The organism is Lachnospiraceae bacterium KGMB03038 (genome assembly GCA_007361935.1).
Lineage (GTDB): Bacteria > Bacillota > Clostridia > Lachnospirales > Lachnospiraceae > Massilistercora.
The window spans coordinates 883,266-897,375 of the sequence record CP041667.1 but is presented as its reverse complement, the minus strand read 5'-3'; the positions used below and the strand labels follow the sequence as shown (position 1 = coordinate 897,375).

Annotated in this window: 14 protein-coding genes and 1 other RNA gene; 3 read left to right on the top strand and 12 right to left on the bottom strand. The window is 47.8% G+C overall.

Annotation, left to right across the window (positions count from 1 at the left end):
- Positions 1–7 precede the first annotated feature (7 nt).
- The 7 genes from FND36_04415 to FND36_04385 all read right to left on the bottom strand — a co-directional run bounded on the left by FND36_04415 (position 8) and on the right by FND36_04385 (position 6,845).
- Positions 8–532 carry a tetratricopeptide repeat protein gene (locus tag FND36_04415; GenBank protein ID QDW73347.1) on the bottom strand — a complete coding sequence of 175 codons (525 nt, stop codon included), beginning with the start codon at positions 530–532 and terminating at the stop codon, positions 8–10.
- 8 nt (positions 533–540) lie between these two features.
- Entirely contained in the window at positions 541–2,412 is a 1,872-nt protein-coding gene (cadA, locus tag FND36_04410; GenBank protein QDW73346.1) for a cadmium-translocating P-type ATPase, read from the bottom strand.
- Positions 2,413–2,572: 160 nt separating this feature from the next.
- The gene (locus tag FND36_04405; GenBank protein ID QDW73345.1) at positions 2,573–3,259 is read right to left on the bottom strand and encodes a uracil-DNA glycosylase; all 687 of its coding nucleotides are present in this window, start codon (positions 3,257–3,259) and stop codon (positions 2,573–2,575) included.
- A gap of 20 nt (positions 3,260–3,279) precedes the next feature.
- A complete protein-coding gene (hisF, locus tag FND36_04400) occupies positions 3,280–4,041 on the bottom strand; it encodes an imidazole glycerol phosphate synthase subunit HisF (GenBank protein ID QDW73344.1) in 762 nt (253 codons plus the stop codon).
- A 15-nt stretch (positions 4,042–4,056) separates the two neighbouring features.
- Positions 4,057–4,662, bottom strand: a complete 606-nt coding sequence (gene hisH / locus FND36_04395; protein ID QDW73343.1) for an imidazole glycerol phosphate synthase subunit HisH — start codon at positions 4,660–4,662, stop codon at positions 4,057–4,059.
- 36 nt (positions 4,663–4,698) lie between these two features.
- Complete coding sequence (locus tag FND36_04390; protein QDW73342.1) at positions 4,699–6,165, bottom strand: HAMP domain-containing protein; 1,467 nt, start codon at positions 6,163–6,165, stop codon at positions 4,699–4,701.
- Complete coding sequence (locus tag FND36_04385) at positions 6,162–6,845, bottom strand: response regulator transcription factor (protein QDW73341.1); 684 nt, start codon at positions 6,843–6,845, stop codon at positions 6,162–6,164. Before FND36_04385 ends, FND36_04390 begins: the two co-directional genes overlap by 4 nt.
- Positions 6,846–7,333: 488 nt before the next feature.
- Between FND36_04385 and FND36_04380 the strand changes: the two genes are divergently transcribed.
- Positions 7,334–8,176, top strand: a complete 843-nt coding sequence (locus tag FND36_04380; protein QDW73340.1) for a DUF4352 domain-containing protein — start codon at positions 7,334–7,336, stop codon at positions 8,174–8,176.
- Positions 8,177–8,691: 515 nt separating this feature from the next.
- Here FND36_04380 and ssrA read toward each other — a convergent pair.
- From ssrA to FND36_04365, 3 genes are all read right to left on the bottom strand, one after another.
- Positions 8,692–9,044, bottom strand: a transfer-messenger RNA (tmRNA) gene (gene ssrA, locus FND36_04375).
- A gap of 71 nt (positions 9,045–9,115) precedes the next feature.
- Positions 9,116–10,459 (bottom strand): FtsW/RodA/SpoVE family cell cycle protein, encoded by a 1,344-nt coding sequence (locus FND36_04370; protein QDW73339.1) that lies wholly within the window; start codon positions 10,457–10,459, stop codon positions 9,116–9,118.
- Complete coding sequence (locus FND36_04365) at positions 10,452–10,787, bottom strand: PadR family transcriptional regulator (protein ID QDW73338.1); 336 nt, start codon at positions 10,785–10,787, stop codon at positions 10,452–10,454. The genes FND36_04370 and FND36_04365 overlap by 8 nt, the downstream gene beginning before the upstream one ends.
- 275 nt (positions 10,788–11,062) lie before the next feature.
- Between FND36_04365 and FND36_04360 the strand changes: the two genes are divergently transcribed.
- Both FND36_04360 and FND36_04355 read left to right on the top strand, forming a co-directional pair.
- On the top strand, positions 11,063–12,289 hold the full coding sequence (locus FND36_04360; GenBank protein QDW73337.1) for an argininosuccinate synthase: 1,227 nt from the start codon (positions 11,063–11,065) through the stop codon (positions 12,287–12,289).
- A 327-nt stretch (positions 12,290–12,616) separates the two neighbouring features.
- The gene (locus tag FND36_04355; protein QDW73336.1) at positions 12,617–13,222 is read left to right on the top strand and encodes a helix-turn-helix domain-containing protein; all 606 of its coding nucleotides are present in this window, start codon (positions 12,617–12,619) and stop codon (positions 13,220–13,222) included.
- 134 nt (positions 13,223–13,356) lie between these two features.
- Here FND36_04355 and FND36_04350 read toward each other — a convergent pair whose 3' ends face one another.
- The gene (locus tag FND36_04350; GenBank protein QDW73335.1) at positions 13,357–13,812 is read right to left on the bottom strand and encodes a signal peptidase II; all 456 of its coding nucleotides are present in this window, start codon (positions 13,810–13,812) and stop codon (positions 13,357–13,359) included.
- Positions 13,812–14,102, bottom strand: a complete 291-nt coding sequence (locus FND36_04345) for a hypothetical protein (GenBank protein ID QDW73334.1) — start codon at positions 14,100–14,102, stop codon at positions 13,812–13,814. Before FND36_04345 ends, FND36_04350 begins: the two co-directional genes overlap by 1 nt.
- Positions 14,103–14,110: the final 8 nt, after the last annotated feature.

Below are 14,110 nucleotides of genomic sequence, written 5' to 3'. Positions count from 1 at the left end.
CGCTCTGCTATCTTGTCTCTAAAAACTCTGCTTCCTTGGCAGCCGCCTCATCCTCCGGATAGGCTTCTATATATTCTTCCAAAAGCGACTTCGCCTGTTCCAGATCTCCCATCTGTTCGTAGGCGGCAATCTCATTATGCTTCATTTCCTGGATCAGTTCTTTGCTGCTGTCCTCTGCCGCGATCCCCTTCTCATAGTATTGGACCGCCTGCTCCGGGTTGTCCAGCCGCAATTCGCAGTTGCCGAGAAGGCTGTAGATTGTTCCGCTTTCCTGGCTTCCCTGCTCTAGGGCGGATACTAGCGCATCCCTCGCTCCTTCATAGTCCTCCTGTTCCCAGAGGGCCAGTCCCAATCCACGGTAAGAATCCGCCAGATTATCTTCCTCCTCTATGGCCTGTTGGAACTGCTGGGCCGCCTCTGAATAGGAACCCGCTTCCAACTGTTCCATTCCGCTGTCATAGGGATTCTGTCCGCAGCCCGCAAGAAATATCCCAGCGGCCGCTATGATCAATAAACTTTGAACTTTTCTCATATTTCCTCCTAAGCTGTGTATTTCACAACCCCGACCGCGTTCAGGATCACAGTGAACATGACTCCCACTTCTGCCAGGATCGCTTCCCACATCCCAAAATATCCGACCACCGCCAGAACCAGCACCATCGCCTTAATGACCAGCGCAAAAGAAAGATTCTGGCTGACCACTCTCAGGGTTTCTTTCGCGATCCGGATCACTTCCGTAATCTTTCCAAGCTCATCTTCCATCAGGATCACATCCGCGGCCTCTACCGCCGCGGCCGATCCAAGATCTCCCATTGCGATTCCTACGTCCGCGCGTGTCAGGATCGGCGCATCATTGATGCCGTCCCCTACGCATACCAGCCGCTCTGTAGAGTCCTGCAAAGACAAGAAATCCTCTACCTGTTCCAGCTTATCCTTCGGGAGCAGGTTGGAATAAACATAGTCCATTTCCAGTTCATCGGCCACCTCCTGGCCTGCCGCTTCCGAATCTCCTGTCAGCATGACCAGAACGCCTCTGCATTTCTCCTTCAAATATTGAAGCGTCTCCTTAGCCTCTTCTTTGATCTCATCCGCGATCACGATATATCCCGCGTAACGCCGGTCTACCGCCACATATACGACTGTGCCGGCCTTCTCTATCTCCTCTGCCTCCACTTTCTGCTTCCGCATCATACGCCAGTTTCCCACATATACCCGCTGTCCCGCATAGGTGGCTGTGATCCCGAATCCTGGGATTTCTTTCATCCGATAGACCTTTTCTTTATCCAGAGTTTTCCCCCGTTCTATATATGCCTCCGTCAGAGACTGCGCGATGGGATGATTAGAGTAGCTTTCCACATGGGCCGCGATCTCCAGCAGTTCGTCCTCGCTTATTCCTTCTGGCTGGATCTCCTTTACTTTAAACACGCCTTTCGTTAAGGTTCCTGTCTTATCAAAAATGAACGTATCCGCTTTCGACATGTCTTCCAGATAATTGCCGCCTTTTACCAGGATTCCCTGCCGTGCCGCCGCGGCGATCCCTCCAAGGAACGCGATTGGGATCGACATGACGATTCCGCTTGGACAGGCCACGATCAGAAAGATGAGTCCCCGATAGATCCAGGTATCCCAGTTGCCGTAAGAAAAGGTAAGGGGCGGATAGATCATGACCAAAAACGCAAGCCCCAGCATGATCGGCGTGTAGATCCTCGCGAAGCGAGAGATGATCGTCTCGCTTTCCGCCTTTTTATTCTGCGCTTCTTCTACCATCTCCATGATCTTAGAGACGGTAGACTCTTTATATACTTTAGATACTCTTGCCTCGATCACTCCCCGCAGATTGATGCAGCCGCTGTAAATCCGGTCCCCCGGTCCCGCGCTGACCGGAACAGACTCTCCTGTCACCGCCTTTGTGTCGATGGTTGTTGTCCCGCTCGTGATGACGGCGTCTACCGGTATTCTTTCTCCCGGTTTGATGATAATGATATGATTGCGCTTTAATTCTGAAGGATCTACCTGCTGTTCCTTTCCCTTTACTTTGCGGGTCGCGTACTGAGGACGTATATCGATCATCTCAGCAATAGACCTCTTTGCCGTATCTGTGGAAAACGCCTCGAAGATCAGACCCAGTTCAAACAAGATCATAACCAAAACGCCCTCTTCATACCGCTCAACGCCAAAAGCCCCGACCGTAGCCAGGATCATCAGCGTATACTCTGTCAGAAATCTTTTTTGAGCAAACCGGTCTCGTAGTCCCATAAAAGAATCGAATCCAACAATCAAATATGCAATTAAAAACCAGATGAATCTTACCCAGTCTGACAAGGTCACCTGCGCTGAAACTCCCAATGCGCAAAGATAAACCAAAACGCCAGCACCAAAGATCAAACTTCTCCTTTTCAACTGCGCCGTCATAACTCTACTTTCCTCTTCTATAACTATCTATATGCAGGACATACTGCAATCATTCTACACCAATTAATTATGCCAAATGGTTTTTGTGATTTCAACCATTTGGCATAAAAACAAGACAAAATTAACATTTTCGTAACCATTTTTACTGTTTTCTAAAAATTCATCGCCCCATTGGGGTCCAGTCGATCTGCCAGTCGATCTCCGTTTCCCCATGCTCCTTCAAAAAAGCGTTGGTCTTGCTAAAGGGCCGGCTCCCAAAGAATCCCCTAAACGCGGACAAAGGACTTGGATGAGGCGATTTTAGGATCAAATGATTTGGGTTATCAAGCATGGATGCCTTGCGCTGAGCCGGCGCTCCCCACAGGATAAAGACAATCGGCCGATCCTCCTTGTTTAAGGCCCTTATCACCGCGTCTGTAAATTCCTCCCAGCCAATATCCCGATGGGAATGGGCCTGATGGGCCCGTACAGTCAGTACGGTATTCAGCATCAGCACGCCCTGCTCCGCCCACTTTGTGAGGCACCCATGGTCTGGGATCGTACAGCCCAGATCGTCATGAAGCTCCTGATAGATATTGACCAGGGACGGCGGGATCTCCACTCCTTTCCTTACGGAAAAGCAAAGGCCATGGGCCTGTCCGTAATTATGGTAAGGATCCTGTCCTAAGATCACCACCTTCACCTGATGGAAAGGGGTCAGATGGAACGCGTTGAAAATGTCCTCTGCCGGGGGAAAGATCTTCCTGGTCCGGTACTCCTGGTTTACCGTCTGGAACAATTGTTTATAATATGGCTTCTTAAACTCATCCTGCAGGACTTCAAGCCAGTCGTTGCTGATCGCCGCCATGCTGTTCTTCTCCTTTTCCATTACAGACGTACGGATACGCCTTTTTCTCTCAAGTATTCTTTTACTTCCCGGATTTCCAGTTCTTTATAGTGGAATAAGGAAGCCGCCAGAGCCGCATCCGCTTTCCCTTCCGTCAGGGCATCATAGAAATGCTCCAAGCTTCCCGCCCCGCCGGACGCGATCACCGGAACCGATACGGTCTCCGCAATAGCGCGGGTCAGTTCCAAATCGTATCCTGCCTTCGTCCCATCACAATCCATGCTGGTGAGCAGAATCTCTCCCGCGCCCAGCTTCTCCGCTTCAGCCGCCCACTCCAGCGCGTCGATCCCCACATCAATGCGGCCTCCATTTTTATAAATATTCCAGCCGCTGCCATCCGGCCTCCTTTTTGCATCGATCGCCACAACAACGCACTGACTGCCAAACTTCTCCGCCGCATCCGAGATCAGTCTTGGCGTATTGATAGCGGAAGAATTAATCGAAATCTTGTCCGCCCCTTCCCTGAGAAGCGCCCTGAAATCTTCCACTGTCCGTATCCCGCCTCCCACGGTAAACGGGATAAATACGGTCTCCGCCACTTTGCGCACCATGTCCGCCACGGTTTTTCTAGCGTCGGAAGAAGCCGTAATATCCAGAAACACCAGTTCGTCCGCTCCCGCCTGATCATAGGCCGCCCCGATCTCCACCGGATCTCCGGCGTCTTTCAAATCTACAAAATTAACTCCTTTGACTACCCGGCCGTCTTTCACGTCCAGGCAGGGAATGATTCTCTTCGTATGCATACCTTCCCTCCCAGTCTATATTTCCACAAAATTCTTAAGAATCTTTAATCCTGTGCTGCCGCTTTTCTCCGGATGAAACTGACAGGCGAAGATATTATCTTTCTCTACAGAGGCATGGATCACCGGGCCATATTCTGCAGACGCCTTCACCATCTGTTCATCCGCCGCTTTCAGATAGTAGGAATGGACAAAATACACATAGGCCCCTTCCGGGATTCCCCGAAACAGTCGTCCCTCATTCTGAAGATTCAAGGAATTCCATCCTATATGCGGGATCTTGCGGCCTTCTCCTTCCGGGATCCGCAGGATTTCTCCCTTTAAGAGGCCCAGGCCGACAGCACCCGGAGATTCTTCGCTTCTCTCAAACAGGAGCTGCAGGCCAAGGCAGATCCCAAGGAAGGGGATATTGCGTTCCGCCACCTGATAGATCACTCCCTCCAGGTCATACTGCCGGATCTTCTCCATGGCGTCCCCGAAGGCTCCTACTCCTGGAAGGACCACCTTATCCGCCGCCAGGATTTCTTCTTTATCCCGTGTAATTGAAACCTCCTGTCCCAGAAACCGCAGGGCTTTCTCCACGCTTCTGATATTTCCCGCGTCATAGTCTATGATTGCGATCATTCTTCTAATCTCCTTATAAAATGAAAACTCTGTTTTCTATTTTACATCCAGTTCAAACCAGAATTCAACACCATTGTCATAATTATTAACTCCATATTCCTGATGGAAAGATTCCATGATCGCTTTCACGATCGAAAGACCGATCCCATTTCCGCCGTACTCCCTGGTATGGGCCTTGTCCACTTTATAGAATTTATCCCAGATATGGGCCAGATCTTCCTCAGGGATGGGCTGCCCGGTATTGAACACGCTGACCCTGGCTTTATCCGGTCCTTTCATTACTTTCACTTCCACCACCTTTTCACCGTCTACATGATGGAAAGCGTTGCTGATATAGTTGCGGAGCACCTGTTCTACCTTGAATTCATCCGCCCATACATAGACCGGTTCCCGCAGGCCAAAGATCACCTGGGCTTCCGCCTGCTGAGCAAGGATCTCCATGCTCTGGAGAATTCCCCGGATCAATTCTGTAATATCAAACCGTTCAAAAACGATATCCTCATCTCCAAATTCCAATTGGTTCAAGGTCAGAAGGTTTTTCACCATCTGATTCATTTTTGCCGCCTCGTCCATGATCACGTCGCAATAGAACTGCCTGCTGTCCGGATCGTCACTGACTCCTTCCTTCAGCCCTTCCGCATATCCCTGGATTAAAGCGATCGGCGTCTTCAGTTCATGAGACACATTCCCCAGAAATTCCGTCCGCATCTGTTCGATCTTCTCTTTCTGTTCAATATCATGCTTCAGACTGTTATTGGCCTTCTTCAGTTCAGAGATCGTACTCTCCAGTTTTTCTGACATCCGGTTGAAATTAGCCCCCAGCTCTCCAATCTCATTTTTCCCGCCGCTGTTGTATTTGGCCTCAAAATCCAGATTCGCCATCCGGTCTGACAAAGCTGTCAGTTCCAGAAGCGGCTTAGTCATCCGCTTGGAGAAATACCAGACCAGCACAAGAGCAAGGATTCCCAGAACGCTTCCGATATAAACCAAAAAGCGGTTGGAAATCTCCGCGCTCTCCCGAATCCCTTCTACAGGGCTCCTCAGCAAAAACTGATTGTCGTTCCCTATATGCCCCCACATATCAATATATTCCTTCTGGTTCCAGGGATCAAAAGACTGGCTGATCTCATAGTCATTGGTTTTCTCCAGAACCTTCCCCTGCTTCTGGGCCTGATTCAAAAGATATCCCACCAGCTGATTCCGAAGGAGCTCCGGATTTTGTACATTGGTAAACACTTTTTCTAAAGTCTGATCGCTGACCAGAAAGGAAATGTTATTCTCCTCCGCAAGGTGGGCCAGTTCCGTAGACACATCTTCATTCTCGATACTCCCGTCTTCTACCGCGGTATTCAGTTCCTGATACATCTCAATAAAAGCCACTTTTTTATTGTTGATATAATATGGCTCTAAAAAGCGGAGATTGATCATCATAAGGGCAAGGATCAGCACGATCAGCAATCCCGCGAAAACCGCTGTTACCTGCCACTTGATCGAATGTTTCATTCTGCGTCCACCTCGAACTTATAGCCCATCCCCCAGATGGTCTTGATATAGCTTCCTCTGTCTCCCAGCTTATTTCTCAGCTTCTTCACATGAGTATCGATGGTTCTGGCATCTCCAAAATAGTCGTAATTCCACACATTATTCAGGATCTTCTCCCTGGAAAGGGCAATCCCTTGATTCTCTATGAAATAAGTAAGAAGCTCAAATTCCTTAAAGCTCAACTCCACCTCCTGCCCGTCAATCCGGACCTGGTGAGCAGATTTATCAATGGAAATCCCTCCCGCGCTTACTACCTCTTCCGTTCCAAGGGCATGGGAGCGCCTAAGGATCGCTTCCACTCTGGCCACCAGGATCTTGGGGCTGAAGGGCTTTGATATATATTCGTCCACTCCCAGATTAAAGCCCTGCAGTTCATCCCTTTCTTCCGACCTCGCGGTCAGCATGATCACCGGAACATTGGAGGACTGGCGGATCTCTCGGCAGGTCTGCCAGCCGTCCATCTTTGGCATCATCACATCCAGGATCACAAGCGCAATGTCTTTCTCCTCATAGAAGATCTCCATTGCTTCCAGTCCATTTTCCGCCTCCCGGACCGCGTATCCTTCCCGCTCCAGGAAGTCCCGGACAAGTTTGCGCATCCTGCTTTCATCGTCCACTACCAGTATCTTTATCTTATCCATATTGTTTACCTCCATTTTTCTCATCATAGCAGGCAAATATGACGTTTCTGTGAAATATTTCTTCCATTATAGCATACTGTAATGATTTCTTCAGGTTTTCTTAATGGATTTTAGAAACCCTTAACCCAGAGGACACACTTCCTTCATCTTTTTCTCGTATACTGATAATCAAACAAGGAGAGATCCTTTTCAAATAGATTTATTTTCCTTTTCTCTGCCAGAGCTTCACGGTTCTGGCTTTTTTTATGCATTTGCAGAATATTTTGTTGAATATTGTCCACAAACGCAGTATATTCAAATCACAAGATGTAGTGCGATAGAAATAGGACTGTTATAAAGCTTCTAGGAAAACAAACGTTACTCTGACTATGATTTATTCTATATTCAAGTAGATAGTAAAAAGTGGATATTGACATTCTTTTGAATATAGCAGAGGCATTGGGGAAGTGGTATAACCGCTGCAGCGATTATATAGATCAATGTAAGGTATGAATGAGGAGGGAAAAACTATGAAAAAAAGAATTGTAGCGTTTTTGTTGATCTGCCTATTGGCAATCGGACTTTCGGCGTGCGGAGGGGGAGATTCCAGTTCTCCAAGTGAAGAAGAACCTGAATATGTGGACAATATTAAAGCTGTTGCTTCAGACCCTGATGCCTATAAGGGGAAATATGTAAAATTTTGCGGAATGGTATCCCCTGTAGATGAGGATGAAGACACATATGGCCTACAGGTATACCTGGACACAAATTATAATGATAGTGTTCTTGTTGAAGTTTCGAAAGATATTGCCCCGGAACCTTTTTCTTCCGATGAATATGTAATAGTCGATGCCAAAATCAATGGTGCGTATGATGGCGAAACTGTCATAGGAACAGATTCCACTTGGGCCCTGCTCGAAGCTATCAGCATTGAGAAAACGACCTACATGGAAGCCTTTGCTCCAGCTACAAAAGAAATTTCACCGAATATTTCTTCTGAACAAAATGGACTTACCGCAACCATTGATAAAATTGAATATGCCGATTCAGAAACCCGTATATATTTAACTATATCTAATAACAGCGAAAATACTATATCATATGGATCATATAGTATCCGATTAATTCAGGATGGCCAGCAAATCGAACAGGATACAACTGGCGAATCTTCTTATATGGGCAATTACCCTCAACTGAGTTATGAGGTTGCGGCTGGCGCTTCTACTTCTGGGATCGTAGTATTTCCCGCAATAGATCAAACAAAAGATTTACAGGTAATTATCCCAGATGTATATAGCGATAATTATGAAATTGAATTTACAGATTTCACTATCGATGTAAGCGCCGAATAACAAATAAAAACCGCCCGGTGCGTCAATACCAGGCCACCGGGGCATACAGCAACAATATATTTACCCGGACAGCCGATAGGGTGCATACCGCCGTTTCCGAGTCTTGCGGAAGGGGTGGTTGATATGAGTACATATGAAGAGTTCATGATTATACTGACCGTTGGTCTCTTAATTGTAGCAATTCTGAATTATACCCATAGAAAATAGCACCCCAGCTCTGGCCAAGCTTTTGAGGTGCTATTTCTAGTTACTGATAACTTTGCCGGAAACGGATAGGTTTGCTCTATCGTATCGGCTGTCTTGTTAAGTATATTATAGCAAATGCTCCTAGAATGTCAACCGTCCCGGCAGCGCCGCGCCCCCAGCATAACAGGTGGTTAATATTTCATAAACTCAACAGAGCCATGCCCCATAGTAAAATAAGGACAGCGTAAGCTGTCCTTATTTCTGTTCACCTCAGTCAAAGCGCCTCCCGCATATCCCATGGCATATGCGGGGTTCGTCACTTCGCGGTCAAGTGGACCTGGCGGGAATCGAACCCGCGTCCGAAAGCCCATCCACCAGGGCATCTCCCATCACAGTCATTATTTTGACATTCCCTTGGCCAGACGCCTAATGACAGGCTTCTGACTTCAGTAGCTTCATAAGTTCTTCCATCTCCTCAAAGCTTTGGAGGTGAAGTGCTCCGCCTTTTTTGAAGCCGGTGACTTAAGCAGCGGATGACCTAAGGCCGACTACTGCCAAAATTAGGCAGCGTACGCTAACTGTCTATCGTCTGCGTTTATATTTAAGTGGAACTTTTAACGTAGTGTCCCGCTACGGATGGCTTCCCCAACTTCCAGACCCCCGTCGAAACCAGTACAAGCCCTTGTTTTACGCTCTCTCTGGTTCGCAGACTGTCTTTCTTTTGATAGCCATTTCATTATATGCAATGGGTTCTTATTTGTCAAGGGAGAGCCGCCGCGCTCTTTCCCCTTCCTCCAAGGGGATATCCTGATACCGGTAGACTGACAGCAGTATTCCAAAGATCACATAGGTGACCAGCATCACCGTTCCGCCGCCGGTAAGGAAGGGACAGTAGATCGTTCCTGGAAGAATGATCCCCATATTGCACAGCACATAGATCAGCACCTGCGCTGTCATGACCACGGCGCTTCCCGCGCCCATCAACATTCCCAGCCGGTTCTTCTGCTGCAGAGATACCCGGAACAGACGGAACACCAGATACAGGATCAGCCCGATCAGTACCAGCGCCGCCAGGATCCCATAATATCCTGTAATATAGGTAAGCACAAAGTCTGCTGCCGAAAATGCTTCTTCCTGATCCAACATCTGCTGGCTTGCCCCAATAAGCTTACTGCTGCCAAGGATATCTTGGAGGGTCTGGCGCGCCCAGTTTCCTCCCTGGTCAACCCTGCCGAACAGTGCGGCAAGCCTTACTTTCTGATACTCGTTTCCAAACAGCAGCGTGATCCCCGCGCTCAGGGCCGGCAGCAGGATCACCGCGCACCCTAATCCGAACAGCACTTTTTTTCTTGCCGCAGGGAACCATTTCTTCCACACCGCGATACCAAGAATCACCAGGTCAATGATCAGCAGCAGCAGCGCCGCCCCTGGGCCGGAACAGCTTGCAGCCGCTATCACTCCAGGGAGTGTCCAAAGCAGGCACATCCCCAATCCCAGATATCCTTTCTTCTGGTAATGATACACGATTCCGCCATACAATGGGGCAAACAGCGGCCAGATCAGACTTATACTGACCACATACCCCATAAAGTACAGGTATCCGCTCATCCCATTGACCACTACGCCTGTAAATGTGTTTCCCGCCAAGAGGGCCAGCGCCAGTACGAGGGTCCATGTTCTGGCTCTCCTTCCGATCCTGCTGTAATCCGCCAGGCAGATCCCGATCATCAGGGCCAGTCCCAGGCACAGGTAGATCCCCTGAGTGGTCACATCCCCAGTCATAAAGATTACATCCGGCAGTTTTGCCGCAAGGAGAAAACGAAACGCCATTCCCGCCACGCTCAAAAAAGCGATCAGGGCAATGCTTCCCCAAGGCATCTGGGGCCGGTGTATCAGATCCATGGCCACGCCTGTCTCCACTGGATCTCCCATCTCCTGGACGGCCGCCTCCTCCGCCTCTGATCCTGACATTCCCTGGGCTAGGAAAGCTTCCTTTTGTTCTTCAATGTGATCCTCGATCTCCCGCCGCACAGCCGCGGCCGCCGGCTTTGACCGTATCTGCTCAGCCAGGGTATCCAGATATTCCTTCCTATCCATAACATACACCTCCAAGAACACCCGCGACTGCCTTGGAATACTCTTCCCATTCCTCTTTCTTCGTTTTTAGATAACGCTTTCCCTCCTTGGTCAGCCGGTAATATTTCCTGGTTTTCCCCAGGACATCCTGCTCATAAGATTCTACATATCCTTTGGATTCCATCCCATGGAGCAGGGGGTACAAAGTCCCGGCCTTCAGCTCAAATACATTCCGGGATTTATCCCGGAGCGTCTCGATCATTTCATATCCATACATATCTTTTTCTTCAAGAAGTTTTAGGATCAGCATAGACGTACTTCCTGAGATCAAACTTTTATCAACCGCCATTTTCATCCTCCTTTTTGAAATGCTTGTTTTTTATATATAGATTGTCGATATATTGTTTATCTATATATTATATCGATTACCGATATATGTCAACCGTTTCTTTCCGCAGATTTTTATATAATTCTATATTTTATACATTTCTATTGCATATTTTGCATATTATTAAATTTATTTCATTTTTTTCTTGCATATTTATAAACTTTAGTGTATAGTATTTGTTACGGCGAGAAAACAGGAACACACTAGAAAAATACATAGATTCAGGAGGATTCACTATGAAAGAGAAAGTTGTATTAGCTTATTCCGGCGGACTGGACACCACTGCTGTCATCCCATGGTTAAAAGAGAATTTTGGTTATGAAGTCATCTGCTGCTGCGTCAACTGCGGACAGGGCGAAGAGCTGGAAGGACTGGATGAACGTGCCAAATTATCCGGCGCTTCCAAATTATATATTGAAGATATCGTAGATGATTTCTGCGACAACTATATAGTTCCCTGCGTGCAGGCACACGCCATTTATGAAAATAAATATTTGCTGGGAACAGCCATGGCAAGGCCGGCGATCGCTAAGAAGCTGGTAGAGATCGCGCGTAAGGAGGGCGCTTCCGCCATCTGTCACGGCGCGACTGGAAAAGGAAACGACCAGATCCGTTTTGAACTTGGCATCCGGGCATTGGCTCCAGATCTGAAGATCATTGCTCCTTGGCGGATGACAGATATCTGGACCATGCAGTCCCGAGAAGATGAGATTGAATACTGCCATAAGCACGGCATCGATCTTCCTTTCGACGCCAGCCACAGCTACAGCCGTGACCGGAACCTATGGCACATCAGCCACGAGGGACTGGAACTGGAGGATCCGGCCAACGAGCCAAACTATGACGATCTCCTTGTCCTTGGGGTAACGCCGGAGAATGCCCCGGACGATCCGGAGTATGTGACCATGACTTTTGAAAAAGGTGTTCCAAAGAGCATCAACGGAGAGGAAATGAAAGTTTCCGATATCATCCGCAAATTAAACGAACTGGGCGGAAAGCATGGCATCGGAATCTGTGACATCGTAGAAAACCGTGTTGTAGGTATGAAATCCCGCGGCGTCTATGAGACTCCCGGCGGAACCATCCTCTATGAAGCCCACCAGCAGTTAGAAGAGCTGGTTTTAGACCGGGCTACTTACGAAGTGAAAGAAGAGATGGGAAATAAGCTGTCTCAGGTTGTATACGAAGGCAAATGGTTTACTCCCCTGCGTGAGGCGATCCAGGCGTTCATCGAAAGCACCCAGGAATACGTGACCGGCGAAGTAAAATTCAAACTCTATAAGGGAAATATCATCAAAGCCGGAACCACTTCCCCATACTCTCTCTACAGCGAGTCTCTGGCAAGCTTTACCACCGGAGATCTGTATGACCATCACGATGCGGACGGATTCATCAACCTCTTCGGACTGCCGCTGAAAGTCCGGGCAATGAAAATGCTGGAAGTAGAGAAGAATCAGAAGTAAGATCGGGGTTGTTGAGACAAAGACCACACAAAAGGCCGGGAATGACTGTTTCAATGTTCCGTTCCCTGCAGCTTACATCCACAAAAATATAAGGCTCCGAGATCATCGCCAATATGGCTTGATCCCGGAGCCTTATATTTTTAGAGATGGTCTTTCCAGAAACTCCAATTGGCCTCTCAGTGGTATAATACTTTTAGGGCGGAGCATGTAGAAAATTAAGGTCTACGCTCCGTAGATATCCTGCAGATATAAGGAATTCTACGCTCCGTGTGTGTTTATTAAGCTGCCCGTTACCTACAATAAAGGCAGGAAGGAGGGAAGAAACGAATGGACCAAATCCGAATCGGCAAATTTATAGCCGAATCAAGGAAATCAAGGAACCTTACCCAAAGGCAGCTCGCCGATGCACTTTCCATCAGCGACAAAACAATTTCCAAATGGGAGTGCGGAAAAGGACTTCCTGAAGTTTCTCTCATGCTGCCATTGTGTGCGGCATTAGATATTACTGTCAACGATTTGCTTTCGGGTGAAAAGGTTTCCTCAACTGATTATCAAAAGAAAGCGGAGGGAAACATGATGAATCTGATGAAAGAAAATGAAGAAAATAAAAAAAGAATGGCATTGTCCATTATTACCGGCGCAATTACTGTTATTGCTGTATACGCCCTAATTATAATAGCAGCCTTTATCGATTTGCCTACGATTGTACGGATTATATTGATTATGTTCTCTGTTGCAGTGGGAATAGCTGGTATAGCCGCGACCGCGATGCTTGATATTAAAGCTGGTTATTTTGAATGTCCTTACTGTAAGGAACTTTTTGTTCCCAGCATGGACGAATATATAAAGAGCTATCACACTTTTACAAAACGCAGATTAACCTGCCCCAAGTGCGGAAAAACAGGGATGTGCAAACATCTTGTCATAAGATAAATTCCGCCCCCTCTAATCGCCTGTACTTTTCTCTCAACAAAATCCCATTGAAATGTTGGAGATCAGGGACGCACAGCAGAGGCCGGGAATAACCGGCCTCTGCTGTGTGTCCTTTTATCTCAGCAGACCCAATTTTACTTTCTCCGTCCCAGTACCGCCAGAACGTTTCCGATCAGCACATAGAAATCCGCCAGGTTTGCTGTGATCCTGGACAGGGATTTCCATCTACTCTTAAAGCCAATATAGTCTATCACTTTTCCCCGGATCACCCGATCGTAGATATTGCTGAACGCTCCGGCGCTCAACAGCGTAAGCCCCAGTTTCTCCAACCTTCTCCCTTTTGTCAGGAACAGCCGCAGATCATAGACCAGCAGCACGATTCCCAGGATGAGAGAGCTTCTTTGCACAAGTTTTGGATACTGGTCTAAGGTATCCAGTATAAATCCCCGGTTATATACTTTGCGCAGCATCACATGGCTGCTCATCGTCTCTCGCTCTTCTTTCGGTTCAAAAAAGTCTTCGATGTACTGTTTCACGCCCATATCTACGCAGACCAGCACAAGGAAAAGACCTGCCATCGCGGGGATCATCAGAAGACTCCTTTGATCCTGACGATCTCTTCTTCCTGACGCTCGATCTCTTCTGTCCGGCTCTCAATGGATTCACACAGAGAAACCCAGTCCAGATCTGTGATCTCGCCTCTTTGGAATTTGTCATAAACCATCCGCCCAATGTCCAGAAGATCCCGTTCATTGGCCCGCTTCAAGGAGCGGATCTGCCCTTTGATCTTCTGGATCTCTATCGTGTCCTCCGCTTTTTTTCCGAAATCTTCCGCCACATCTGAGATCGTTTTCCCAAGTTCATCAAAAAAATCTGCCATTGTCCATC

Excerpts from the sequence above, each read along its gene's own strand:
- FND36_04415 (QDW73347.1), bottom strand. The coding sequence starts at position 532 with ATGAGAAAAGTTCAAAGTTTATTGATCATAGCGGCCGCTGGGATATTT.
- cadA (QDW73346.1), bottom strand. The coding sequence starts at position 2,412 with ATGACGGCGCAGTTGAAAAGGAGAAGTTTGATCTTTGGTGCTGGCGTT.
- FND36_04405 (QDW73345.1), bottom strand. The coding sequence starts at position 3,259 with ATGGCGGCGATCAGCAACGACTGGCTTGAAGTCCTGCAGGATGAGTTT.
- hisF (QDW73344.1), bottom strand. The coding sequence starts at position 4,041 with ATGCATACGAAGAGAATCATTCCCTGCCTGGACGTGAAAGACGGCCGG.
- hisH (QDW73343.1), bottom strand. The coding sequence starts at position 4,662 with ATGATCGCAATCATAGACTATGACGCGGGAAATATCAGAAGCGTGGAG.
- FND36_04390 (QDW73342.1), bottom strand. The coding sequence starts at position 6,165 with ATGAAACATTCGATCAAGTGGCAGGTAACAGCGGTTTTCGCGGGATTG.
- FND36_04385 (QDW73341.1), bottom strand. The coding sequence starts at position 6,845 with ATGGATAAGATAAAGATACTGGTAGTGGACGATGAAAGCAGGATGCGC.
- FND36_04380 (QDW73340.1), top strand. The coding sequence starts at position 7,334 with ATGAATGAGGAGGGAAAAACTATGAAAAAAAGAATTGTAGCGTTTTTG.
- FND36_04370 (QDW73339.1), bottom strand. The coding sequence starts at position 10,459 with ATGGATAGGAAGGAATATCTGGATACCCTGGCTGAGCAGATACGGTCA.
- FND36_04365 (QDW73338.1), bottom strand. The coding sequence starts at position 10,787 with ATGGCGGTTGATAAAAGTTTGATCTCAGGAAGTACGTCTATGCTGATC.
- FND36_04360 (QDW73337.1), top strand. The coding sequence starts at position 11,063 with ATGAAAGAGAAAGTTGTATTAGCTTATTCCGGCGGACTGGACACCACT.
- FND36_04355 (QDW73336.1), top strand. The coding sequence starts at position 12,617 with ATGGACCAAATCCGAATCGGCAAATTTATAGCCGAATCAAGGAAATCA.
- FND36_04350 (QDW73335.1), bottom strand. The coding sequence starts at position 13,812 with ATGATCCCCGCGATGGCAGGTCTTTTCCTTGTGCTGGTCTGCGTAGAT.
- FND36_04345 (QDW73334.1), bottom strand. The coding sequence starts at position 14,102 with ATGGCAGATTTTTTTGATGAACTTGGGAAAACGATCTCAGATGTGGCG.